This is a genomic window from Burkholderia oklahomensis C6786 (assembly GCF_000959365.1).
Taxonomy (GTDB): Bacteria; Pseudomonadota; Gammaproteobacteria; order Burkholderiales; family Burkholderiaceae; genus Burkholderia; species Burkholderia oklahomensis.
Genome location: NZ_CP009555.1, coordinates 3410312 through 3431338, shown reverse-complemented (window position 1 = coordinate 3431338; position 21027 = coordinate 3410312). Strand labels below are relative to the sequence as shown.

The 21027-nt window shown below is 67.8% G+C and carries 19 protein-coding genes; 12 read left to right on the top strand and 7 right to left on the bottom strand.

Annotated elements, in window-relative coordinates:
* The first annotated feature begins 162 nt into the window (after nt 1-162).
* Both BG90_RS15230 and BG90_RS15225 read left to right on the top strand, forming a co-directional pair.
* Complete coding sequence (locus tag BG90_RS15230) at nt 163-711, top strand: peroxiredoxin (protein WP_010104417.1); 549 nt, start codon at nt 163-165, stop codon at nt 709-711.
* A 77-nt stretch (nt 712-788) separates the two neighbouring features.
* On the top strand, nt 789-1316 hold the full coding sequence (locus tag BG90_RS15225; protein WP_010104419.1) for a carboxymuconolactone decarboxylase family protein: 528 nt from the start codon (nt 789-791) through the stop codon (nt 1314-1316).
* Nucleotides 1317-1757: 441 nt separating this feature from the next.
* Here BG90_RS15225 and ispF read toward each other — a convergent pair whose 3' ends face one another.
* Together ispF and ispD are read right to left on the bottom strand one after the other, a co-directional pair.
* On the bottom strand, nt 1758-2246 hold the full coding sequence (ispF, locus tag BG90_RS15220) for a 2-C-methyl-D-erythritol 2,4-cyclodiphosphate synthase (RefSeq protein ID WP_010104424.1): 489 nt from the start codon (nt 2244-2246) through the stop codon (nt 1758-1760).
* A gap of 40 nt (nt 2247-2286) precedes the next feature.
* The gene (gene ispD, locus BG90_RS15215; protein ID WP_010104426.1) at nt 2287-2997 is read right to left on the bottom strand and encodes a 2-C-methyl-D-erythritol 4-phosphate cytidylyltransferase; all 711 of its coding nucleotides are present in this window, start codon (nt 2995-2997) and stop codon (nt 2287-2289) included.
* A gap of 115 nt (nt 2998-3112) precedes the next feature.
* Between ispD and mfd the strand changes: the two genes are divergently transcribed.
* Entirely contained in the window at nt 3113-6586 is a 3474-nt protein-coding gene (mfd, locus tag BG90_RS15210) for a transcription-repair coupling factor (RefSeq protein ID WP_010115887.1), read from the top strand.
* A 44-nt stretch (nt 6587-6630) separates the two neighbouring features.
* Here the strand turns inward: mfd and BG90_RS15205 are convergent, their stop codons facing one another.
* On the bottom strand, nt 6631-7590 hold the full coding sequence (locus BG90_RS15205) for an enoyl-CoA hydratase/isomerase family protein (RefSeq protein ID WP_010115888.1): 960 nt from the start codon (nt 7588-7590) through the stop codon (nt 6631-6633).
* Between the two features lie 318 nt (nt 7591-7908).
* Here BG90_RS15205 and argE point away from each other — a divergent pair, with 318 nt between their 5' ends.
* The 3 genes from argE (at nt 7909) to BG90_RS15190 (ending at nt 11163) form a co-directional block, all read left to right on the top strand.
* Entirely contained in the window at nt 7909-9126 is a 1218-nt protein-coding gene (gene argE / locus BG90_RS15200) for an acetylornithine deacetylase (protein WP_010115889.1), read from the top strand.
* 68 nt (nt 9127-9194) lie between these two features.
* Nucleotides 9195-10226 (top strand): threonine/serine dehydratase family protein, encoded by a 1032-nt coding sequence (locus BG90_RS15195; protein WP_025989871.1) that lies wholly within the window; start codon nt 9195-9197, stop codon nt 10224-10226.
* Between the two features lie 490 nt (nt 10227-10716).
* Nucleotides 10717-11163, top strand: a complete 447-nt coding sequence (locus tag BG90_RS15190; protein WP_025989872.1) for a DUF3574 domain-containing protein — start codon at nt 10717-10719, stop codon at nt 11161-11163.
* A 133-nt stretch (nt 11164-11296) separates the two neighbouring features.
* Here BG90_RS15190 and BG90_RS35125 read toward each other — a convergent pair whose 3' ends face one another.
* From BG90_RS35125 to BG90_RS36160, 3 genes are all read right to left on the bottom strand, one after another.
* Entirely contained in the window at nt 11297-11488 is a 192-nt protein-coding gene (locus BG90_RS35125) for a hypothetical protein (protein WP_038801971.1), read from the bottom strand.
* Nucleotides 11485-14004 (bottom strand): penicillin-binding protein 1A, encoded by a 2520-nt coding sequence (locus tag BG90_RS15185; protein ID WP_010115891.1) that lies wholly within the window; start codon nt 14002-14004, stop codon nt 11485-11487. The genes BG90_RS35125 and BG90_RS15185 overlap by 4 nt, the downstream gene beginning before the upstream one ends.
* A 149-nt stretch (nt 14005-14153) precedes the next feature.
* Nucleotides 14154-14492 carry a hypothetical protein gene (locus tag BG90_RS36160; protein ID WP_157135621.1) on the bottom strand — a complete coding sequence of 113 codons (339 nt, stop codon included), beginning with the start codon at nt 14490-14492 and terminating at the stop codon, nt 14154-14156.
* A gap of 24 nt (nt 14493-14516) precedes the next feature.
* Here BG90_RS36160 and BG90_RS15180 point away from each other — a divergent pair, with 24 nt between their 5' ends.
* The 4 genes from BG90_RS15180 to BG90_RS15165 all read left to right on the top strand — a co-directional run bounded on the left by BG90_RS15180 (nt 14517) and on the right by BG90_RS15165 (nt 17943).
* Nucleotides 14517-15197, top strand: coding sequence for a PspA/IM30 family protein (locus BG90_RS15180; RefSeq protein ID WP_010104443.1), 681 nt, complete (start codon nt 14517-14519; stop codon nt 15195-15197).
* Between the two features lie 112 nt (nt 15198-15309).
* Nucleotides 15310-16503, top strand: a complete 1194-nt coding sequence (locus BG90_RS15175; protein ID WP_010115892.1) for a tetratricopeptide repeat protein — start codon at nt 15310-15312, stop codon at nt 16501-16503.
* Between the two features lie 183 nt (nt 16504-16686).
* Entirely contained in the window at nt 16687-17118 is a 432-nt protein-coding gene (mscL, locus tag BG90_RS15170) for a large conductance mechanosensitive channel protein MscL (RefSeq protein WP_010115893.1), read from the top strand.
* A 381-nt stretch (nt 17119-17499) separates the two neighbouring features.
* On the top strand, nt 17500-17943 hold the full coding sequence (locus BG90_RS15165) for a hypothetical protein (RefSeq protein WP_004191671.1): 444 nt from the start codon (nt 17500-17502) through the stop codon (nt 17941-17943).
* A 115-nt stretch (nt 17944-18058) separates the two neighbouring features.
* Here BG90_RS15165 and BG90_RS15160 read toward each other — a convergent pair whose 3' ends face one another.
* Complete coding sequence (locus BG90_RS15160; RefSeq protein WP_038801972.1) at nt 18059-18997, bottom strand: NAD(P)-dependent oxidoreductase; 939 nt, start codon at nt 18995-18997, stop codon at nt 18059-18061.
* An 86-nt stretch (nt 18998-19083) separates the two neighbouring features.
* On the opposite strand from BG90_RS15160, the gene BG90_RS15155 reads away from it, so the two are divergent.
* Together BG90_RS15155 and BG90_RS15150 are read left to right on the top strand one after the other, a co-directional pair.
* The gene (locus tag BG90_RS15155; RefSeq protein WP_010104450.1) at nt 19084-19293 is read left to right on the top strand and encodes a dodecin; all 210 of its coding nucleotides are present in this window, start codon (nt 19084-19086) and stop codon (nt 19291-19293) included.
* Nucleotides 19294-19923: 630 nt separating this feature from the next.
* Nucleotides 19924-20853 (top strand): LysR substrate-binding domain-containing protein, encoded by a 930-nt coding sequence (locus tag BG90_RS15150; RefSeq protein WP_010104452.1) that lies wholly within the window; start codon nt 19924-19926, stop codon nt 20851-20853.
* Nucleotides 20854-21027: the final 174 nt, after the last annotated feature.

Sequence of the window (21027 nt, the reverse complement as noted above, 5' to 3'; positions counted from 1 at the left end):
TCGGCGTCTTTGAAAATTTCTATGAGAGTCGTTAGTTAAAATCTATTGAAAGAAAAATTCAATAGAGTTATAGTGTCTCCGATGCTGTCACGGAAACGTTGCAGCGCATAGGTAGCTTGACCGCAGGTAGCAGTTTTTCCCAACTCACACAGGAGCATCCGCATGAAAACCGTGGGCGATAAACTCGAAGCTTTCACCGTGGTAGCCGCGAAGCCGGGCTTCAACAATCATGAAGAAAATGGCCAGTCGGCCTTCGAGACGGTCACCGAAGCGTCGTTCCCGGGCAAGTGGAAGGTCATCTACTTCTACCCGAAGGATTTCACGTTCGTCTGCCCGACGGAAATCGTCGAATTCGCGAAGCTCACGAAGCAGTTCGAAGAGCGCGACGCCGTCCTGCTCGGCGGCAGCTCGGACAACGAATTCGTCAAGCTCGCATGGCGCCGTGAGCACAAGGATCTCGACAAGCTGAACCACTACTCGTTCGGCGACGTCAAGGGCGAACTGATCGACCAGCTCGGCGTGCGCGACAAGGAAGCCGGCGTGGCGCTGCGCGCGACGTTCATCGTCGACCCGGACAACACGATCCAGCACGTGTCGGTGAACAACCTGAACGTCGGCCGCAGCCCGGAAGAAATCCTGCGCATTCTCGACGGTCTGCAAACGGACGAACTCTGCCCGTGCAACCGCGCAATCGGCGGCGCGACGCTGTAAGCGTTCGATGCACGAAAGCCCGCGGCGCTGCGTCATGCCTGCGGGCTTTTTTAACGGCCCAATCATAGGAGATATCAATGGAATTCATCGATTCGATTAAGGCCCAGATTCCCGACTACGCGAAGGACATTCGCCTGAACCTCGACGGCACGATCTCGCGCTCGTCGCTCGAAGGCACCGACGCGGTCGGCGCGGCGCTCGCGGCGGCGTTCGCGGCGAAGAGCACCGTCCTCGTCAACGCGATCCGCGAAGCGGGCGTGCTGTCGCCCGAGGAAACCAACGCGGCGCTGACGGCGGCCGCGCTGATGGGGATGAACAACGCCTGGTATCCGTATGTCGAGATGGCCGACGACGCCGACCTGAAGACGCAGCGCGCCGAGCTGCGGATGGGCGCGTATGCGTCGCACGGCGGCGTCGACAAGCGCAAGTTCGAGATGTACGCGCTCGCCGCGTCGATCGTCGGCAAGTGCCACTTCTGCGTGAAGTCGCACTACGCGCTCCTGAAGAACGAGCAAGGCATGACCGTCACGCAGCTGCGCGACGTCGGCCGCATCGCGTCGGTGATCAACGCCGCCGCGCAGGTGATCGCAGCCGAAGGCAAATGAATGCGATGACGGTGCGATGACGGTCGCCGCCGATTGCGATCGCGAGCACGGCCGCCGCCGCAACGCAAAACGCCACGCGCATCCGTCGCGTGGCGTTTTGTTTGTGTTTCCGCACCGGAACGCGGCCCGGCAAGGGCGCGCCGGTCGCCCGGGTCAGTCGATTTCTCCGGCCCTTTACGTCGTTGCGCGCAACGTGGCTTGCTTCGTCGCACGTTGGATCACTTCGACCGCATGGCTTGAATCGCTTCGAACGCTCCAAGCGTCTGTGCCTTTTCGAGCGTCCGCGGCCATTCGGCGATTTCCGTCACCCCAATCGCTTCCCGACTACCCGCGGGCTGTGGCGCCTCGCGCCGCCGTTCAGGCCCGCCCGAGCCGCCCGAGCCGCCCGAGCCGCCCGAGCCGCCCGAGCCGCCCGAGCCATCAAGCCGCCCAAGCCGCCAATTACGCCGCCGCCTCGCGCACGACGAGCGCCGCCGCCTGCGCCTCGATGCCTTCGCCGCGTCCGAGGTAGCCGAGCTTCTCGTTGGTCTTCGCCTTCACGTTCACGCGATCGAGCGGCAAGCCGAGATCGGCTGCGATGTTCGCGCGCATCGCGTCGATGTGCGGCGCGAGCTTCGGCGCCTGCGCGACGATGGTGCTGTCGACGTTGCGGATCGAAAAGCCCGCCTGCGCGACGCGCGCCGCGCATTCGCGCAGCAGCGCGCGGCTGTCGGCGCCCTTGAAGCGCGGATCGGTGTCGGAGAAATGACGGCCGATGTCGCCGAGCGCCGCCGCGCCGAAAAGCGCATCGGTGATCGCGTGCAGCAGCACGTCCGCGTCCGAGTGGCCGAGGAGCCCCCGCTCGTACGGGATCGTCACGCCGCCGATGATGAGCGGCCGCCCGGGAACGAGCTGATGCACGTCGTAGCCTTGTCCGATTCTGAAATCCATGTGATTCGATCCGAGTGTGATGCGATGATGAAAATGCGGTTCAGGAAGCGCGCGCCGGATGCGCGAGGATCGCTTCCGCGAGGTCGAAATCCTCCGGATACGTGACCTTGAAATTGCGCAGGCTGCCCTGCACGACGCGCGGCGTATGGCCCGCCCATTCGATCGCGCTCGCTTCGTCGGTCAGGTCGTGGCCTTCGAGCTGCGCGCGCTGGATCGCGTCGCGCAGCATCCCGATGCGGAACATCTGCGGCGTCTGCGCCTGCCAGAGGCCGGCGCGCGGCTCGGTGCGCTCGATCGCGTCGCCGCCCGCCGGCACGCGCTTCAACGTATCGGCGACCGGCAGCGCGACGATGCCGCCGACGGGATCGTCCTTCAGCGCGCCGATCAGCGTGCGGATCAGCGCAGGCGTGACGCCGGGGCGCGCGGCGTCGTGCACGAGCACCCAGTCGGCGTCCGTCGCGCCGAATTCGGCGAGCTGGATCAGCCCGTTCATCACCGACGCCTGCCGCGATGCGCCGCCGCAGCGCCGCACCGCGAAGCGCAGGCCGGAAAAGCGCCGCGCGTCGAAATGAGGATCGTCGGGCGAGATCACGACGAGCGTCTGCGCGAACTCGCTGCACGCGTCGAACGCGGCGAGCGTGTAGTGCAACAGCGCGCGTCCGGCAAGCGTGCGGTATTGCTTCGGCAGCGCGGAGCCGGAACGGCTGCCGGTGCCGGCGCACGGAATCAGGGCGAATAGTCGGGAGGTCACGGAAGGAAACGCCGGAAAAGATGAAATCGAAGGACGGATTTTATAATACGTCTTTCGCCGTGATGAGCCGCGCCGAGCTCGTCCCCATCCGGCGCCCGCCAACCAGCCGCCCGTTATGTCAGACAACGCCTCCCCATCGCAGTCCCCCGTCGCGCTCGTCAAAGCGGGCCAGCGCTTCGCGTTCGACGGTGCGCACGGCTCCGCCGACGCGCTCGTCATCGCCCGCTACCTCGCCGTGCACCGCGCGCAGGTGCCGCTTCTCGCCGTGATCTGCGCGAACGCGGTCGACGCGCAGCGGCTCGCGCAAGAGCTCGGCTACTTCGCGCCCGACGCGCGCGTGCGCGTGCTTCCCGACTGGGAGACGCTGCCGTACGACACGTTCTCGCCGCACCAGGATCTCGTGTCCGAGCGTCTCGCGACGCTGCACGATCTGGGCGAAGGCCGCTGCGACATCCTGCTCGTGCCCGCGACGACGGCGCTCTACCGGATGCCGCCCGCGTCGTTCATGGCCGCATACACGTTCGCGTTCACGCAGGGCGAGCGGCTCGACGAGGCGAAGCTCAAGGCGCAGTTGACGCTCGCGGGCTACGAGCACGTGAGCCAGGTCGTGCGGCCCGGCGAATACTGCGTGCGCGGCTCGCTGATCGACCTGTACCCGATGGGCTCGCCGCTGCCGTACCGGATCGACCTGTTCGACGACCAGGTCGACTCGATCCGCGCGTTCGATCCGGACACGCAGCGAAGCCTCTATCCGGTGCGCGACGTGCGCCTCTTGCCCGGCCGCGAGTTCCCGTTCGACGAGGCCGCGCGCACCGCGTTCCGGAGCCGCTGGCGCGAGACGTTCGAAGGCGACCCGAGCCGCGCGCCGATCTACAAGGACATCGGCAACGGCGTGCCGTCGGCCGGCATCGAATACTATCTGCCGCTCTTCTTCGACGAGACGGCGACGCTCTTCCACTATCTGCCCGAGAACGCGCAGCTCGTGTTCGCGGGCGATCTCGACGCGGCGATCAAGCGCTTCACGAACGACACGAAGCAGCGCTACGCGTTCCTGTCGCACGACCGCGAGCGGCCGATCCTCGAGCCGCAGCGCCTCTTTCTGTCCGACCAGGATTTCTACGCGTTCGCGAAGCCGTTCGCGCGCATCGCGCTGCCCGCGCAGCCGTCGGGCGGCTGGGCGACGCCGCTGCCGAGCCTCGCGCTCGATCGTCACTCGGACAAGCCGCTCGCCGCGCTCGCCGCGTATCTCGACACGACGGAAAACCGCGTGCTCTTCACCGTCGAATCGGCGGGCCGCCGCGAGACGATCGCGCAATTGTTCGCCGAGCACCGTCTGCGGCCCGCGGGCAGCGACAGCTTCGCCGCGTGGCTCGAGAGCGATGAACGCTTCGCGCTCGGCGTCGCGCCGCTTTCGAACGGCTTCGCCGTGCCGGGCGAAGGCTACGCGATCGTCACCGAGGCCGAGCTGTACGGCGCGCTCGGCCGCCGCGCGGGACGCCGCCGCCAGGAGCAGGCGAGCAACGTCGACGCGATGGTGCGCGACCTGTCGGAGCTGAAGGTCGGCGACCCGGTCGTGCACGCGCAGCACGGCATCGGCCGCTACATGGGCCTCGTGTCGATGGATCTCGGCGAAGGCGAGACCGAGTTCCTGCATCTCGAATACGCGGGCGACAGCAAGCTCTACGTGCCGGTTTCGCAACTGCACGTGATCTCGCGCTACAGCGGCGCCGATCCGGACAGCGCGCCGCTGCACGCGCTCGGCTCCGGGCAGTGGGAGCGCGCGAAGCGCCGCGCCGCGCAGCAGATCCGCGACACCGCGGCCGAGCTGCTGAACCTGTACGCGCGCCGCGCGGCCCGCGAGGGCCACGCGTTCGCGCTCGAGCCGCGCGACTACGTGAAGTTCGCCGAGAGCTTCGGCTTCGAGGAAACGCCCGACCAGGCCGCGGCGATCGCGGCCGTGATCGGCGACATGACGAGCGGCAAGCCGATGGACCGCCTCGTGTGCGGCGACGTCGGCTTCGGCAAGACCGAGGTCGCGCTGCGCGCGGCGTTCATCGCGGTGATGGGCGGCAAGCAGGTCGCGCTGCTGTCGCCGACCACGCTGCTCGCCGAGCAGCACACGCAGACCTTCATCGACCGCTTCGCCGACTGGCCGGTGCGGGTCGCCGAGCTGTCGCGCTTCAAGACCGCGAAGGAAGTGAACGCGGCGATCGCGCAGATCAACGAAGGCAGCGTCGACATCGTGATCGGCACGCACAAGCTGCTGTCGTCGGACGTGCAGTTCAAGCGGCTCGGCCTCGTGATCATCGACGAGGAGCACCGCTTCGGCGTGCGCCAGAAGGAAGCGCTGAAGGCGCTGCGCGCGGAGGTCGACGTGCTGACGCTGACCGCGACGCCGATCCCGCGCACGCTCGGGATGGCGCTCGAAGGGCTGCGCGACTTCTCGGTGATCGCGACCGCGCCGCAGAAGCGGCTCGCGATCAAGACCTTCGTGCGGCGCGAGGAAGAAAGCGTGATCCGCGAAGCGATGCTGCGCGAGCTGAAGCGCGGCGGGCAGGTGTACTTCCTGCACAACGAGGTCGAGACGATCGAGAATCGCCAGGCGATGCTCGAGGCGCTCGTGCCCGAAGCGCGGATCGTGATCGCGCACGGCCAGATGCACGAGCGCGAGCTCGAGCGCGTGATGCGCGATTTCGTCGCGCAGCGCGCGAACGTGCTGCTCTGCACGACGATCATCGAGACCGGCATCGACGTGCCGAGCGCGAACACGATCATCATGCACCGCGCGGACAAGTTCGGCCTCGCGCAGCTCCACCAGTTGCGCGGACGCGTCGGCCGCTCGCACCACCAGGCGTATGCGTACCTGCTCGTCCACGATCCGCAGGCGCTGACGAAGCAGGCGCAGCGGCGGCTCGAGGCGATCCAGCAGATGGAGGAGCTCGGCTCGGGCTTCTATCTCGCGATGCACGACCTCGAGATCCGCGGCACGGGCGAGGTGCTCGGCGACAAGCAGTCGGGCGAGATCCACGAGATCGGCTTCCAGCTCTACACCGAGATGCTGAACGACGCGGTGAAGGCGCTGAAGAACGGCAAGGAGCCCGACCTCACCGCGCCGCTCGCCGCGACGACCGAGATCAACCTGCACGCGCCCGCGATCCTTCCCGCCGACTATTGCGGCGACGTGCAGGAGCGGCTGTCGCTGTACAAGCGGCTCGCGAACTGCGAGCACGGCGATTCGATCGACGGCATCCAGGAGGAGCTGATCGACCGCTTCGGCAAGCTGCCGCCGCAGGCGCACGCGCTCGTCGAGACGCATCGGCTGCGGCTTGCCGCGAAGCCGCTCGGGATCGTGAAGATCGATGCGAGCGAGGCGGCGATCGGGCTGCAGTTCGTGCCGAATCCGCCGATCGATCCGATGCGGATCATCGAGATGGTGCAGAAGCACCGGCACATCAAGCTCGCCGGCCAGGACAAGCTGCGGATCGAGACGCGCACGCCGGATCTCGCGGTGCGCGTGTCGACGGTCAAGGAGACGCTGCGCGCGCTCGGCCAGCCGACCCAGCCGCGCGCGCAGGCGGCCGCGCGCTAGCCAGCGGCCGACGAACGCCGGCCCGGCGCACCGGACCGCCGGCGCTACTGGCGCGCGAAATCGACGGCGACGCCGTCGATCCACGACCGCAGCTCGTCGATGCCGATCTCGCCGCCGCCGTCGACGAGCCGGCCGATCTCGTCCGCGTACGCGATCATCGCGCGCCGCGCGCTCGGCTGCGTCGCGGCCGACAGGAACTCGGCCTTCTCGATCGCCATGCCGTGCTCGAGCGGCAGCGAGCCGCCCTCGTAGATCGCGCGCTTGACCGCGCGAATCGAGTGGCTCGGCCGGCGCGCCATGCGCTCGGCGAGCGCCTCCGCCTCCGCGCGCAGTTGCTCGCCCGGCACGACGCGGTTCACGAGCCCGAGCGCGAGCGCCTCGCGCGGCGACAGCAGCCGGCCGTCGAGGCAAAGCTCGATCGCGCGCGCGACGCCGACCGTGCGCGCGAGCATCTGCGTGCCGCCGCCGCCCGGCAGCAGCCCGATGTAGATTTCCGGCTGCCCAAGGACATGACCGCGGTCGGCGTCGCCGTCCACCATCACACGCAGGTCGCACGCCTGCACCATCTCGTAGCCGCCGCCCATCGCACGCCCGTTGACGGCCGCGACGAACACCTTGTCCATCGCGCGCATCTGCGCGGTCACCTCGTGAAACAGGTTCATCTGCGCGACGCCCGCCATCGGCGTGCGCTCGACGAACCGGCGCGCGCCCGGCACGCGGCTCAACGCGGATTCGACGCGCATCGCGGCGCCCGTGACGGCGGCCGGCAGCGGCACCGCCATTCCCTCGGCGGCCGCCTTGATCTCGCCGACGTCGAAATGCGTGAGGAACGCATCGGGCACCGCGCTCGCGAGGATGACCGCGCCGACGCCGGCGTCGTGCTCGAGCCCGTCGAGCACGCCCTTCAGCTCGCGCATCATCGCGGTCGTCAGAAAATTGAACGGCGGATGATCGAACGTGATCGTCAATGCGCGATCCTTGCGCTCGATGCGCAGATATTTCATTTCTTCTCTCCCTTTCCTGCCATGCGTTGATTGCGCCGCGGCCGGACGCGACGTCATGCCGGCCGCCGCGACACGCGGCTCACGGGCTCCATATACGTTCGTGTCACGCTCGGCCAGATTAAGTTCCAAAATAGAACCAAGTCAAGCCTTTTCATCGATGCGGCGACGATCGCCGCAAAAACGCAAACGCCGGCGGCACTCAAGCGCCCGCATCCGCGCGCCGGCGGAACGCGCGATGCTGCGCCGCAAAGCGGCGCGCAAGCGCGTCCCCTGTCGTTTTTGAGTATGATCTTTGCATTCATCCGCCGGAGTTCCGCCATGTCCACACTCGACGCAACGGCGCCGCCCGCGTCCTCCCCCGCCGCCCCTTCCGAGCCCGTCAGCCTCGACTGGGTGAAGCGGCTCGTGTCGATCGACACCACGAGCCGCGTGCCGAATCTCGGTCTCATCGAAATGGTCCGCGACGCACTCGCCGCGGCCGGCATCGCATCGACGCTCACGCACGACGCCCGCGACGGCTGGGCGAACCTGTTCGCCACCCTCCCCGCGCACGACGGCGCGACCGACGGCGGCATCGTGCTGTCGGGTCACACCGACGTCGTGCCGGTCGACGGTCAGCAATGGGACAGCGATCCGTTCAAGCCGGAAGTGCGCGACGGCAAGCTCTACGGGCGCGGCACTTGCGACATGAAGGGCTTCATCGGCGCGGCGCTCGCGCTGCTGCCCGAGATGCAGGCGGCCAGGCTCGCGCAGCCGATCCATTTCGCGCTGTCGTTCGACGAGGAGATCGGCTGCGTCGGCGCGCCGCTGATGCTCGCCGACCTGAAGGCGCGCGGGATCGCGCCCGCCGGCTGCATCGTCGGCGAGCCGACCGGCATGCGTCCCGTGATCGCGCACAAGGGCATCAACGTCTACCGCTGCTGCGTGCGCGGCCACGCGGCGCATTCGTCGCTGACGCCGAAGGGCTTGAACGCGATCGAATACGCGGCGCGCCTCATCTGCCACATTCGCGATCTCGCCGACGAATTCCGCGCGCAGGGCCCGTTCGACGAGCTGTACGACGTGCCGTTCACGACCGCGCAGACGAGCCTCATCCAGGGCGGCAACGCGGTCAACACGGTGCCCGCCGAATGCCAGTTCTCGTTCGAGTTCCGCAACCTGCCGACGCTCGATCCCGACGCGATCTTCGCGCGCATCGACGCGTACGCGCGCGACACGCTGCTGCCGCGAATGCGCCGCGAGCATCCGAACGCGGCGATCGAGTTCTCCAAGGTCGCCGCGGCGCCCGGCCTCGACGCGGCCGAGCAGGCGGCGATCACGCAGCTCGTGCGCTCGCTCACCGCCGATCAGGACAAGCGCAAGGTCGCGTACGGCACCGAAGCGGGCCTGTTCCAGCGCGCGGGCATTCCGAGCGTCATCTGCGGGCCCGGCTACATCGAGCAGGCGCACAAGCCGAACGAGTTCGTCGAGCTCGACCAGCTCGCGTCGTGCGAGCGCTTCCTGCGCAAGCTCGTGCACGGCATGACGCTCGCCTGATGCGGCGCGCCGCCGCGAGCTTCGTTCGGGCCGGGCGATCGGCCCTCGTCATCGATACGCGCACGCACATGCCGACTTCAACCCACCGCCCCGCTCACCTGACGATCAACGGCGAACCGATTCCGACGCTCGACGAAATCGCCGCGCAGCACTTCGCGCTCACGCCATGGGTGATGCGCACTCCGGTGTTCGAGCGCGCCGATCTGCCGTCGCTCGACAACACGCACGTGAACTTCAAGTTCGAGCTTTTGCAGGCGAGCGGCAGCTTCAAGGCGCGCGGCGCGTTCACGAACCTGCTCGCGCTCGGCGAGGACAGGAAGAGCGCGGGCGTCACCTGCGTGTCGGCGGGCAACCACGCGGCGGCCGTCGCTTACGCGGCGATGCGGCTCGGCACGAGCGCGAAGGTCGTGATGTTCGACACGGCGAGCCCGGCGCGCATCGCGCTGTGCCGCCAATACCAGGCGGAAGTCGTGATGGCGTCGAGCCCCGCCGAGGCGTTCGAGATCGTGCGGCGAATCGAGGCCGAGGAAGGCCGCTTCTTCGTGCATCCGTTCAACGGCTATCACACGATCCTCGGCACCGCGACGCTCGGCTACGAATGGGCGACGCAAACCCCCGACCTCGACGCGGTGATCGTGCCGATCGGCGGCGGCGGCCTCGCGGCCGGCACGTCGACCGCGCTGCGGCTCGCGAATCCGCGCGTGCACGTGTACGGCGTCGAGCCCGAAGGCGCGGACGCGATGAGCCGCAGCTTCGCCGCGAATCACCCGATCCGGATGGGCGCGATGCACACGATCGCCGATTCGCTGATGGCGCCGCACACCGAGGAGTACAGCTACGAGCTGTGCCGCCGCCATGTCGACCGTATCGTCACGGTATCGGACGACGCGCTGCGCGCGGCGATGCTCTATCTGTTCACGCATCTGAAAGTGGCGATCGAACCCGCGTGCGCGGCCGCGACGGCCGCCCTTCTCGGACCGCTGCGCGAGACGCTGCAAGGCAAGCGGGTCGGCGTGCTGCTGTCGGGGACCAACATCGATTCGACGGCGCTCGCCGCGCATCTCGAGCATGCGCGGCTGCATCGAACGCCGCGGCCGTGATGCCGGTTATCCCCAGTTCGTGTTGAAGAGCATGTTGAAAAGCCGCGAACAAGCACGCTAACGCGTTGATCGCGCGGCGTTTTCGGGAGGCGCCGCGAAATGCGTCGCGGGCGCCCCGGGCGGCCCGGCGACACGGCGCGGTTATCCCCAGTTTGTGTTGAAAGGGCTGTTGATAAGCATGGGGCAGCCACGCTAACTGCTTGATCCGATTCGGATCGCCCGCCCCGGTGCGGCGCGTTGCACGATCGAGGCGCACCGGCCGCACGTCGCGTCGGGTGCCGTGTTTTCCACAGATCGTGTTGACAGGCTTGTTGATAAGCGGCCGAACAACCGCGCAAGTGCTTGAGCACGCAGCGCTTTGCGCCGGCGCTCGCGTACGCGGCGATGCGTGCGCGGCGCGCGCATCGAGGCCGGCGAGATCGCTCGTCGCACGCATGCGCAGGCGCGGCTGCGCGGCCGGTCGATCACGATCATCGACGAGGATCATCCGATGCGCTCTTCGCATTCGATTTGGATCGGCATCGCGCTCTGCGCGGCCGTCGCGTCGCTGCCGGGATGCGCGAGCGCGCCGCCATCGGCCGCAAGCGACCCGCTCTGCGCGCACGCAGGCGGCACGCGCGAATTGCAGGCGGACCTGCTGTTCGGCCGCGACGTCGTCGGGCGCGAGCCCGTCACCGGCGCGGAACGCGAGCGCTTCGTCGCCGACGTCGTCACGCCGCGCTTCCCCGACGGCCTCACGACATGGGACACGCGCGGCCAATGGCGCGATCGCGCGACGGGCGACATCGTGCGCGAGGAAAGCTTCGTGATCCGTATCGTTGCCGCCGATTCGCCCGCGACGCTCGACAGTCTCGCCGCGATCCGGCGCGCATACGCCGAGCGGTTTCATCAGCAATCGGTCGGGCTGGCGGTGTCGCACGTGTGCGCATCGTTCTGAGCGTGCTGCGCCGACGACGCAGTACCAAGCGCGTCGCTTCCGTCGGCACGATCGAAGCGGCCCGAAGCGGCTGAAAGCGCCCCGAGCGCACGGCCCGCCGAAGCGCTGCATCGAGCGCGCCGCACGACGCGCGTCAACCGGGCATGTCGACCCGAAGCCGCATGCGCGGCGCCGCCGACTCGTCGCTACGCGAAAGAAAGCAGGAAACGAAGCGCACGCCCGCCGCCCGCAAACGCGGCCGCGCCACCGAAGAAGCGGCCGCTTCCCGATCGCGTCGACAAAAAAAACGGGCGCCGCCGGCGCCCGTCTTCATCAGGATGATCAAGGCTTGTTGCCTTCGAACATGTCGATGATCTGCCGCTTCTCCTCCGGCGTCACCTGCGGCGGCGTCAGGCCCGCCGCGCCGGCCGAGCCGAGCGCATCGTTCGCGTTCACGGTCGGGCTCGCGGCCGGGTTGAAGTCGACGCTCGCGACGAAGCCCGCGCCCGGCGTGCGATCCGCGTAGTACAGCTCGCCGTCGATCGTCGTGAGCCCGTCCGGCATCGCCATCTGCTGCTCCGGCACGCCGTTGAGCGCGGTGCGCATGTAGTTCACCCAGATCGGCAGCGCGAGCTGCGCGCCGAATTCGCGGCTGCCCAAGCTCTTCGGCTGGTCGAAGCCCATCCACGCGACCGCGACGAGCGATTGCTGGTAGCCCGCGAACCAGCCGTCCTTCGCGTCGTTCGTGGTCCCGGTCTTGCCTTGCAGGTCGCCGCGGCCGAGCGCGTTCGTGCCCGCGCCGGTGCCGGCCGTCGCGACCGTATGCAGCAGGCTGTTCATCACGTACGCGTTGCGCGGATCGACCGTGCGCGTCGCGGTCGAGCCCGCGACGACAGGCTGTGACTTTTGCAGCGTCTGCCCGCGCGCATCGTCGACCTCGGCGATCAGATACGGGTCGACCTTGTAGCCGCCGTTCGCGAACACCGCGTAGCCGGACGCGAGCTGCAGCGGCGTGACGAGGCCCGCGCCGAGCGCCATCGGCAGATACGGCGGCGTCTTCGCGGGATCGAAGCCGAAGCGCTGCGTCACATAGTCCTGCGCATACGACGTGCCGATCGACGCGAGAATCCGGATCGACACGAGGTTCTTCGAGCGCTGCAGCGCGGTGCGCATCGACATCGGGCCATCCGGCTGGTCGTCGTCCTTCGGCTCCCACGGCTGGCCGCCCGGCACGCTCGGCGGGAAGTACAGCGGCGCGTCGTTGATGATCGTCGCGGGCCCCAGGCCCTTTTCGAGCGACGCCGAATAGATGAACGGCTTGAAGCTCGAGCCCGGCTGCCGCCACGCCTGCGTCACGTGGTTGAACTTGCTCTTGTTGAAGTCGAAGCCGCCGACGAGCGAGCGGATCGCGCCGTCCTGCGGCGCGATCGCGACGAGCGCGCCTTCGACCTGCGGCAGCTGCGCGATCTGCCATGCGCCCTTCGCATCCTTCATCGCGCGCACGATCGAGCCCGGCTTGATCTTCAGCGCGGCCGACGCGCGCGAGCTGAGCGCCCCCGCCGCGAAGCGCAGCCCGGCGCCGTTGATCGTCGTCGTCGCACCGCCGACGAACTGCACCTCGACCGCCGTCGGCGACGCGGCGAGCACGACGGCCGACTGGAGATCGCCGTTGTCCGGATGATCGGCGAGCGCGTCGTCGATCGCCTCGTCGCGTTCGTCGCCCGCGGGCGGCAGCGCGACGAAGCCTTCCGGCCCGCGATAGCCGTGGCGGCGCTCGTAGTCCATGATCCCGCGGCGCACCGCCTGGTACGCGGCTTCCTGGTCGGCCGCGTTGATCGTCGTCGTGACGGTCAGGCCGCGCGTGTAGGTTTCGTCCTTGTACTGCGCGTACATCATCTGCCGCACCATTTCGGCGACGTACTCGCCGTGCACCGCGTACTGATTGCCCGGCGTGCGCGTGTGGATCTCCTCCTTCACCGCCTGGTCGTACTGCTGCTGCGTGATGTAGCCGATCTCGAGCATCCGCTTCAGGATGTATTCCTGGCGCACCTTCGCGCGCTTCGGGTTGACGACCGGGTTGTACGCGGACGGCGCCTTCGGCAGGCCCGCGAGCATCGCCGCCTCGGCGAGCGTGATGTCCTTCAGGTCCTTGCCGAAGTACACGCGCGCGGCGGCCGCGAAGCCGTACGCGCGCTGGCCCAGATAGATCTGGTTCATGTACAGCTCGAGAATCTGGTCCTTCGTCAGCGCCTTCTCGATCTTGTAGGCGAGCAGCATCTCGTAGAACTTGCGCGTGTACGTCTTCTCGCTCGACAGGAAGAAATTGCGCGCGACCTGCATCGTGATCGTGCTCGCGCCCTGCCGCGCGCCGCCGTGCAGGATGTCGGCGACGCCCGCGCGCAGGATGCCGAGGAAGTCGACGCCGCCGTGCTCGTAGAAGCGGTAGTCCTCGATCGCGAGCACCGCCTTCTTCATCACGTCGGGGATGTCCTGGAAGCGCACGAGGCTGCGGCGCTCCTCGCCGAACTCGCCGAGCAGCACGTGGTCCGCGCTGTAGACGCGCAGCGGCACCTTCGGCTGATAGTTCGTGAGCGCGTCGAGCGACGGCAGCTGCGGCCCCATCACGACGAGCGCGTAGCCGACGATCAGCGCACCGACGACGAGGAGCGTCGCGAACAGCCCGGCGAACCACAGCGCGACGCGCGAGCCGAACGTGCGCGAACCGCCGTCGCCGCTCGTGCGGCGCGCCGCGCGGTCGTCGTCATCGTCATCGGTGTAGTAGGCGCCGGCGGGCGAACGTCGTAGCGAATAATGGTGCTCGTTCGTGGCGCGGGAGGAAGACGGTCGTTTGATAATAGGCATGTCGGATTGGCGGCGCACGAGGCGCGCCTCGAACGCACGCGATGCGCGTGCGCGGAACGGTAGACGTAGCGTCGTGGAGCGTATCACGTCGACGGATCCCGGCGCGCGTTGGTCCATACGGCGTCCGGTCCGCGGCGTGACAGCGCATTTTAATGAAATCGATGGGCGCCCTTCAGGATTTTTTGTAAAAGATCCTCCAATTCATTGCGCCGCGCACCGTCGCGCGCCGCGAACGCTCCTATGATGAAGGCGGAACGCCGGGCGCCGCTCGCTTTCATATTGAAAGGCGCTCGCGCGAAAAAATTGCGCGCGATGCACTGGAAATTTCCGCCGCCCGTCCGCATTTTCGGTCCCGGCCGGCGGCGTTCGCGCCGCCCGTCGGGGCCCGCGTTTAAGCGGTGTTTAAGCGAACCGGTGGTGTAATATCCGCCGACGCCGACCACCCCGCGCCGCGGCGAGGGATCGCACGCGGTGCGCGGCGCGCGCATCGTTCATTACTTACGGAGGAATCCATGTCGCTTTTCGACTCTATTTCGCGCACGATCAAAGGTCTGCTGAACGACGCGGCAGACTCGGTGCAGGATCCGTCGCGCGACGCGCGGCAGATCGTGCGGGAGCTCGACGACAGCATCGGCCGCGCGGAGAACTCGCTGATCGAGATCGAAGCGCAGGTCGCGACGCAACGCAGCAAGCGCGACACCGCCGACGAGCGCGCGAAGAAGTACGAGGACGGCGCGAAGCGCGCGCTGCAATCGGGCGACGAAGGCCTCGCGCGCGAAGCGCTCGCCGCGCAGGCGAACGCCGAGGCCGAGCGCGACTCGCTCGCACGCGAGCTCGAGACGCTCGAGCCGTCGGTCGACAAGCTCAAAGGCCAGATCGCCGACATGCGCGGGCGCCGCAACGACCTGAACGCGCGTTCGAACATCCTGCAGGCGAAGCAGGAAATCGCGCAGGCGAAGGACGTCGCGGCCACCGCGCTTGGCGGGATCGGCGGCAAGAACCTGTCCGAGGACTTCCAGAAGCTCGAAGACAAGGTCGCGCTGTCCAACGCGCGCTCCGACGCGCGCCTGAATTCGGCCGACACGAACAGCGGCCGCGCGCTCGAAGACAAGCTCGCGGCGCTGAACAAGGGCCCGTCCGTCGAGGACCGCCTCGAAGCGCTGAAAAAGCAACTGAACACGCCGGCGCAGTAACGGCGGCACTCCGCCCGCCGGCGCTTCGCGACGCGGCGGCGGTGCGCATCGAACGCGTCCGCCGCCGCGCGCGAAAATCCGCAAGGAGACGGGCCGAGCGCCCGAACCGATCATGAAAAAGCTTCTCGCAGCCGTCGGATTGTCGCTGATCCTCGTGTCGGCCGCCGCCAACGCGGCGGTGCCGTCGCTACAGCAAATCCAGCAATCGATCGCGCAAGGCAACTGGCAACGCGCCGACGCGCAGCTCTCGCAAGTGATCGACGCGTATCCGGACAACGCGCGCGCCCGCTATCTGTACGGCCAGGTGCTCGACCGCGAAGGCCGCTCCACCGAGGCGCTCGCGCAGATCGAACGCGCGAAGTCGCTCGATCCTCAGTTGCGCTTCACCGATCCGTCGCGCTTCGCGCAAACGGAAGCGCGCGTGCGCGCCGATGCGCGCCGCGTGGCTGCGCAGACGTCGCGGCCGGCGACGTCGGGCGGCATGCTCGCCGCGCCGCAGACGCAAGCGCAAGCGCAGTCGCAGTTCGCCGCGGTACCCGCCGCGCCCATGCATCGCGGACCGTCGACGGGCATGTGGATCGGCATCGCGGTGCTGATCGGCGCGATCGCGCTCGTGCTGCGCTGGACGCTGCGCCGCGCGCGCTCGACGGACGACAAGCGCGCCGACGAAGAGCGCCGCGCGCAATTGAAGCGCGCGACCGACATCCTCAACGACGTGCGCCCGCTCAAGCTCGACGCGCGGCTGTCGACGGCGCCCGGCGCCGCCGCGCTCAACGGCGAGATCGAGACGCTCGAAGCGCAGGCGCGCGAGCTCGTCGAGACGCTATCAAACGGCAAGAATCCGGCGCCGCCGTACCGACTCGACGAGTTGGAGAAGCAATGCGCGAGCCTGAAGGCGCGCGTCGAAGGCCGCCCCGATCCGAACGCGGCCGCGGCGGGCGCGCCCGGCAACTCGGGCTCGGTGTTTGCTCAGGAGGCCGATCGACTGACGGGCGCGCCGGGCCAGCCGCCCTACTCGCCGTATCCGCCGCAACCGCAGCAGCCGCCCGTCGTGATCCAGCAGGGCGGCGGTTTCGGCGGCGGCATGGGCGGCCTGCTGACGGGCGTGCTGCTCGGCGAGGCGATGTCGCACGGCCGCGACCGCGTGATCGAGCGCGACGTGATCGTCGACGACGAAGCGCGGCGCCGCGCGGCCGATCCGGGCGTCGACTTCGGCCAGGGCGACAGTTGGGACAGCGGCGGCTCCGACGGCGGCAGCGGCGTCGATCTCGGCAGCAGTGGCGACGATTGGAGCAACAACGGTTGACGATGCATCGTTAGAACGACGAAATGGGCCGGAACGGCCCATTTTTTTATCGGTCCCCTTTGTCAAGATTTCTCAGATGTACTACCGATAAAGGACCGGGTTCGTTATGATGACGGCCATCAACGCGCCGTAACGAATCGTTGCGCTGCGCCCCATTTCATTTTCGACAGGAGCAAGCCGCCCATGAGCATCATCCAGGAATTCAAGGAATTCGCCGTCAAGGGCAACGTCATGGATCTCGCCATCGGCGTGATCATCGGCGGAGCGTTTTCGAAGATCGTCGACTCGGTGGTGAAGGACCTCATCATGCCCGTCATCGGCGTGCTGACGGGCGGCCTGGATTTCTCGAACAAGTTCGTGCTGCTCGGGCAGATTCCGCCTTCGTTCAAGGGCAATCCGGAATCGTTCAAGGACCTGCAGGCGGCAGGCGTCGCCGCGTTCGGCTACGGCTCGTTCATCACCGTGCTGATCAACTTCGTCATCCTCGCGTTCATCATCTTCCTGATGGTCAAGTTCATCAACAAGCTGCGCAAGCCGGTCGAGGCCGCCCCCGCCGCGACGCCCGAAGACGTGGTGCTGCTGCGCGAGATCCGCGATTCGCTGAAGCAGCGCTGAACGCACGCGCCGCACGATCGCAACCGGGCCCGCTTCGCGCGGGCTTTTTTTCGTCGTCCGGATGGTCTCGGGCACCGTGCGCGATGCGGCGCCGCGCGCGGGGGCAGAGAATACCCGAATCATTTTTTGCGACGTTCGGTCGCACGCGCGGCGCTACCGGGTCTATCATGGAGACTCAACGACAGTGCAGGCGCAAAAGCGCTGGCTTTGGCGATCGTAGGCTCTCCCCGGTTCGGTCGACGCACGGCAATACGGCATCGGCGAACTTCGTGAAGCCGGCATTTTCGTATGCTATAAAAGATCGACATGCGGCGCGCATAGCCGGGAGTGGGTCGCATGAGGATGCCGCATTTCTTGCAATTGTTTTTGAGGCGAGTGTTTATGTCCTTCCCGAAAAAACGCCGACGCGCGCAACCGGACGGCCAGGAATCGTTCCTCGCGGTGCTGCGTCATGCGAAGCCGTTCGCCCAGCTCGACACGAAGATCGCGCGCGCCCGCGCACAGGACGAGCCCGTGCTCTACGCGCACGTGCTGCCCGGCCTCGACGTCCTGCTCTGCAGCGTGCGCGGCGCGCAACCGCCGTATCCCGCGATCGCCGAACTGCGCAAGCGCTGTATCGAATCGATCGCCAACGCGCTCGAGCAGCCGCTCGACGGGCTCGAGAACGGCGGTTACTGGTACGAAGCGAACGGATTCGGCTTCCTCGTGTTCGCGAGCCGCGCCCGCGCGCGCATCCTGCCCGAATTTGGTGCAGGCGTGAAAGCCGGGCTGCGAAGCGGGATCGGACAGCCGAACGCCGGCGACACGACGCCTCGCTCGCTGTAGCCAGCGCAACAATGAAACGGGCCGTTTGAAACGGCCCGTTTCTTCATCAGGACGCCGCCTCGCGATCGTGCGGCGGGCACGCGTCGTCGACGCACGCGCGTCGCTCGCGCTTCGTTTATTCGTGCCGTCTCGCCTGCGGCCGCACGATGTCGATGAACGCCGCGAAATCGGCTTGCGCGAGCCCCATCGCCGCTCCGAGCCTCAGCACTTGCTGCACCGTCGCCGCGACGGGCATCACCGCGCCCGCGTCGCGCGCCGCGTCGGCAATCGCGTCGACGTCCTTCTGGAACGTCTTCAGCGCGCCGATCGGCGGATGGCCGCCGCCCGTCATCCTCGGCACGAACGTCTGCAGCAGCACCGAATCCGCCCAGCCGCCCGCGAGCGCTTCGGCGAGACGCGCCGCGTCGATGCCGCTCGCCTGCGCAAGCCCCACCGCCTCCGCGATCGCGGTGACGGTCGCCGTCACGATCGCCTGATTGCACAGCTTCGCCGTCTGCCCCGCGCCCGCGTCGCCGAGATGCGTGACGCGCGACGCATACGCGCCAATCAGCTCGCGCACCGCGTCGACGTCCGCCTGCGGGCCGCCCGCCATCACCGCGAGCGTGCCCGCTTGCGCGCCCGGCACGCCGCCCGATACCGGCGCGTCGACCCAGCTCACGCCGAGCGCCGCCGCACGCGCCGCAAACGCGCGTGTCGCCGCGGGCGGAATGCTCGAATGATCGACGATGCGCCGCACGCGGCGCGCGGCGGCATCGCCCGCGAGCACGCCCGACGCGCCGAACACGACGTCGCCGACCGCCGGTGCGTCGAGCACGCAGAGCATCACCGTCTGCGCGCGCGCGGCAAGCTCGGCCGGCGTATCGACGACCTGCGCGCCGTGCCCGGCGAGCGCGTCGGCCTTCTCGCGCGTGCGATTCCATACGTGCACCCGATGGCCGGCCGACAGCAGATGCCGAATCATCGGCGCGCCCATCAATCCCGGTCCGCAAAACCCTACGTCCACGTCTTCCCCTTTCCTCTCGTTCGAATACCGATTGAAGTTGCCGCCCATCATACCTATCACTCAACAAGGCATGCGCGAAAACGAAGGATGCGCGCACCGCTCTGGACCAAACGTCGAACGACTCACTGGAGAACGTCATGAACGACCACGTCTACAAGCTGCTCGAGCTCACCGGCTCGTCGCGCCAATCGAGCGACGACGCGATCCGCAACGCGATCATGAAGGCCGCGAAGACCGTGCGCAATCTGCACTGGTTCGAAGTAACCGAAATGCGCGGACACATCGAAGGCGATCAAGTGATTCACTGGCAAGTGACGCTCAAGGTCGGACTGCGCATCGAAGACTGACCGGCTGCGCCGGGGCGGCGTCGAACGATCGTTTGGAACGCTCGCACCGCGCGCGCGGACGGCGCATCGCAAGCGCGCGGCGCGCGTCGAGCGCGCTATTGCCGCTTTCACGCGGTGCGTGCTCGGCGAGCCGCTTGCGTTGAGCATCATGCATTCGGCTTGTCTGCCGGCCGGCGTCGCAAAGGCGCGTGACGCGCGCTCGCGATTCGCGCGTTTGCGCGTTCGTCATCGCGCCGGTCGTCGAAGTCGGCCGCGATGCGAAGGCGCCTGCGTCGGCAATCCGCAACCGGCAGTCGGCAATCGCCGGCGGACGGCGTGCACCCGCGGCGAGGCGCACGCCACGCGCGAAGCGTGTCGCATGACATGCCGGCTCTTCGGCGTCCTTTCGGCGTCCTTCACGCGCCGTCACGCCGTCCCTTTTTTCGCCGTCTTCGTCGCCCGATTTCATAGCCTTTACGCGGCAACACCGCAAGTACGCCGCCCACCGCGCGCAACGTTCGCGCCCCGCCGATCCCGTGCGCCGCGCCGGGCGATTCAAAAAAGCCGCGCTTGACGCCCCTTTATGTCCATATTAAAAACCATATACCCCCATCCCCAATCGATCAGCCTGCACATATAAATGGAGAGAGCATGAGCCAGCAACGCGAGGCGATCGACACGTATCTTTTGCGCGTCCTGCACACTTTGCTGATGGAGCGCAGCGTGACGCGCGCGGCCGTCAAACTGAACCAGTCGCAGCCGGCGATCAGCGCCGCGCTGCGCCGCCTGCGCGACATCACGGGCGACCCGCTCCTCGTGCGCGGCAAGTCCGGCATGGTGCCGACCGAGTACGGCCTGCGCCTCCTCGAGCCTGTGCAGAACGCGCTGCGCGAGATCGAGCGGATCAAGTTCCAGCAGCACAATTTCGATCCGGCGACGTCGATTCGCTGCTACCGGATCGGCTGCCCCGACTATCTGAACGTGCTGTTCGTGCCGACCGTCGTCGAACGCTTCCGGCAAGCCGCGCCCAACGCGACGCTCGAATTCCATTCGCTCGGCCCCGCATTCGACTACGAACTCGCGCTCGAGGACGGCAAGCTCGACATCGTCGTCGGCAACTGGCCGGAGCCGCCCGAGCAACTGCATCTGTCGAATCTGTTCGTCGACGAGATCGTCTGCCTGATGAGCAACACGCATCCGTTCGCGAAGCGCGGCGGCCTCACGCTCGACCAGTACCTGAACGCGCCGCATCTCGCGCCGACGCCATATTCGGTCGGCCAGCGCGGCGCGATCGACGTCCATCTCGCGCGCGAGCGCCTGAAGCGCCACGTCGTCGTCACGCTGCCGTACTTCAATCTCGCGCCGTACGTGCTCGTGAAGTCGGATCTGATCTTCACGACGACGCGGCTCTTCGCCGATCACTACGCGAAGTTCCTGCCGCTTTCGGTCGTGCCCGCGCCGCTCGATTTTCCGCCGATGCAGTACTACCAGCTCTGGCACGAGCGCTGCCACTACTCGGACGAGGTGCGCTGGCTGCGCGGGCTCGTCGCCGAGGCGACCCGCACGCTGATCGACATGTGAGCGCGCGGGCTGCGCGGCTGCGCGGCTCGCGGCTCGCGGCTCGCGGCTCGCGGCGCAAGCGGCGCGCATCGCGCAATCGACGGCGAAGTCGCTTGCGCAGCGCGCCGGCGAGTGCGCCGGCGAGTGCGCCGTCGGATGCGCCGTCGGATGCGCCGCCGAATGCACTGTCGAATG

Coding starts and splice junctions, on each gene's coding strand:
- BG90_RS15155 (WP_010104450.1), top strand. CDS start 19,084: ATGAACGACCACGTCTACAAGCTGCTCGAGCTCACCGGCTCGTCGCGC.
- BG90_RS15150 (WP_010104452.1), top strand. CDS start 19,924: ATGAGCCAGCAACGCGAGGCGATCGACACGTATCTTTTGCGCGTCCTG.
- BG90_RS15180 (WP_010104443.1), top strand. CDS start 14,517: ATGTCGCTTTTCGACTCTATTTCGCGCACGATCAAAGGTCTGCTGAAC.
- BG90_RS15160 (WP_038801972.1), bottom strand. CDS start 18,997: ATGATGGGCGGCAACTTCAATCGGTATTCGAACGAGAGGAAAGGGGAA.
- BG90_RS15190 (WP_025989872.1), top strand. CDS start 10,717: ATGCGCTCTTCGCATTCGATTTGGATCGGCATCGCGCTCTGCGCGGCC.
- BG90_RS15225 (WP_010104419.1), top strand. CDS start 789: ATGGAATTCATCGATTCGATTAAGGCCCAGATTCCCGACTACGCGAAG.
- BG90_RS15185 (WP_010115891.1), bottom strand. CDS start 14,004: ATGCCTATTATCAAACGACCGTCTTCCTCCCGCGCCACGAACGAGCAC.
- ispF (WP_010104424.1), bottom strand. CDS start 2,246: ATGGATTTCAGAATCGGACAAGGCTACGACGTGCATCAGCTCGTTCCC.
- BG90_RS15230 (WP_010104417.1), top strand. CDS start 163: ATGAAAACCGTGGGCGATAAACTCGAAGCTTTCACCGTGGTAGCCGCG.
- BG90_RS36160 (WP_157135621.1), bottom strand. CDS start 14,492: ATGCGCGCGCCGCGCACCGCGTGCGATCCCTCGCCGCGGCGCGGGGTG.
- BG90_RS15165 (WP_004191671.1), top strand. CDS start 17,500: ATGTCCTTCCCGAAAAAACGCCGACGCGCGCAACCGGACGGCCAGGAA.
- BG90_RS15175 (WP_010115892.1), top strand. CDS start 15,310: ATGAAAAAGCTTCTCGCAGCCGTCGGATTGTCGCTGATCCTCGTGTCG.
- BG90_RS15195 (WP_025989871.1), top strand. CDS start 9,195: ATGCCGACTTCAACCCACCGCCCCGCTCACCTGACGATCAACGGCGAA.
- BG90_RS15205 (WP_010115888.1), bottom strand. CDS start 7,590: ATGAAATATCTGCGCATCGAGCGCAAGGATCGCGCATTGACGATCACG.
- mfd (WP_010115887.1), top strand. CDS start 3,113: ATGTCAGACAACGCCTCCCCATCGCAGTCCCCCGTCGCGCTCGTCAAA.
- argE (WP_010115889.1), top strand. CDS start 7,909: ATGTCCACACTCGACGCAACGGCGCCGCCCGCGTCCTCCCCCGCCGCC.
- mscL (WP_010115893.1), top strand. CDS start 16,687: ATGAGCATCATCCAGGAATTCAAGGAATTCGCCGTCAAGGGCAACGTC.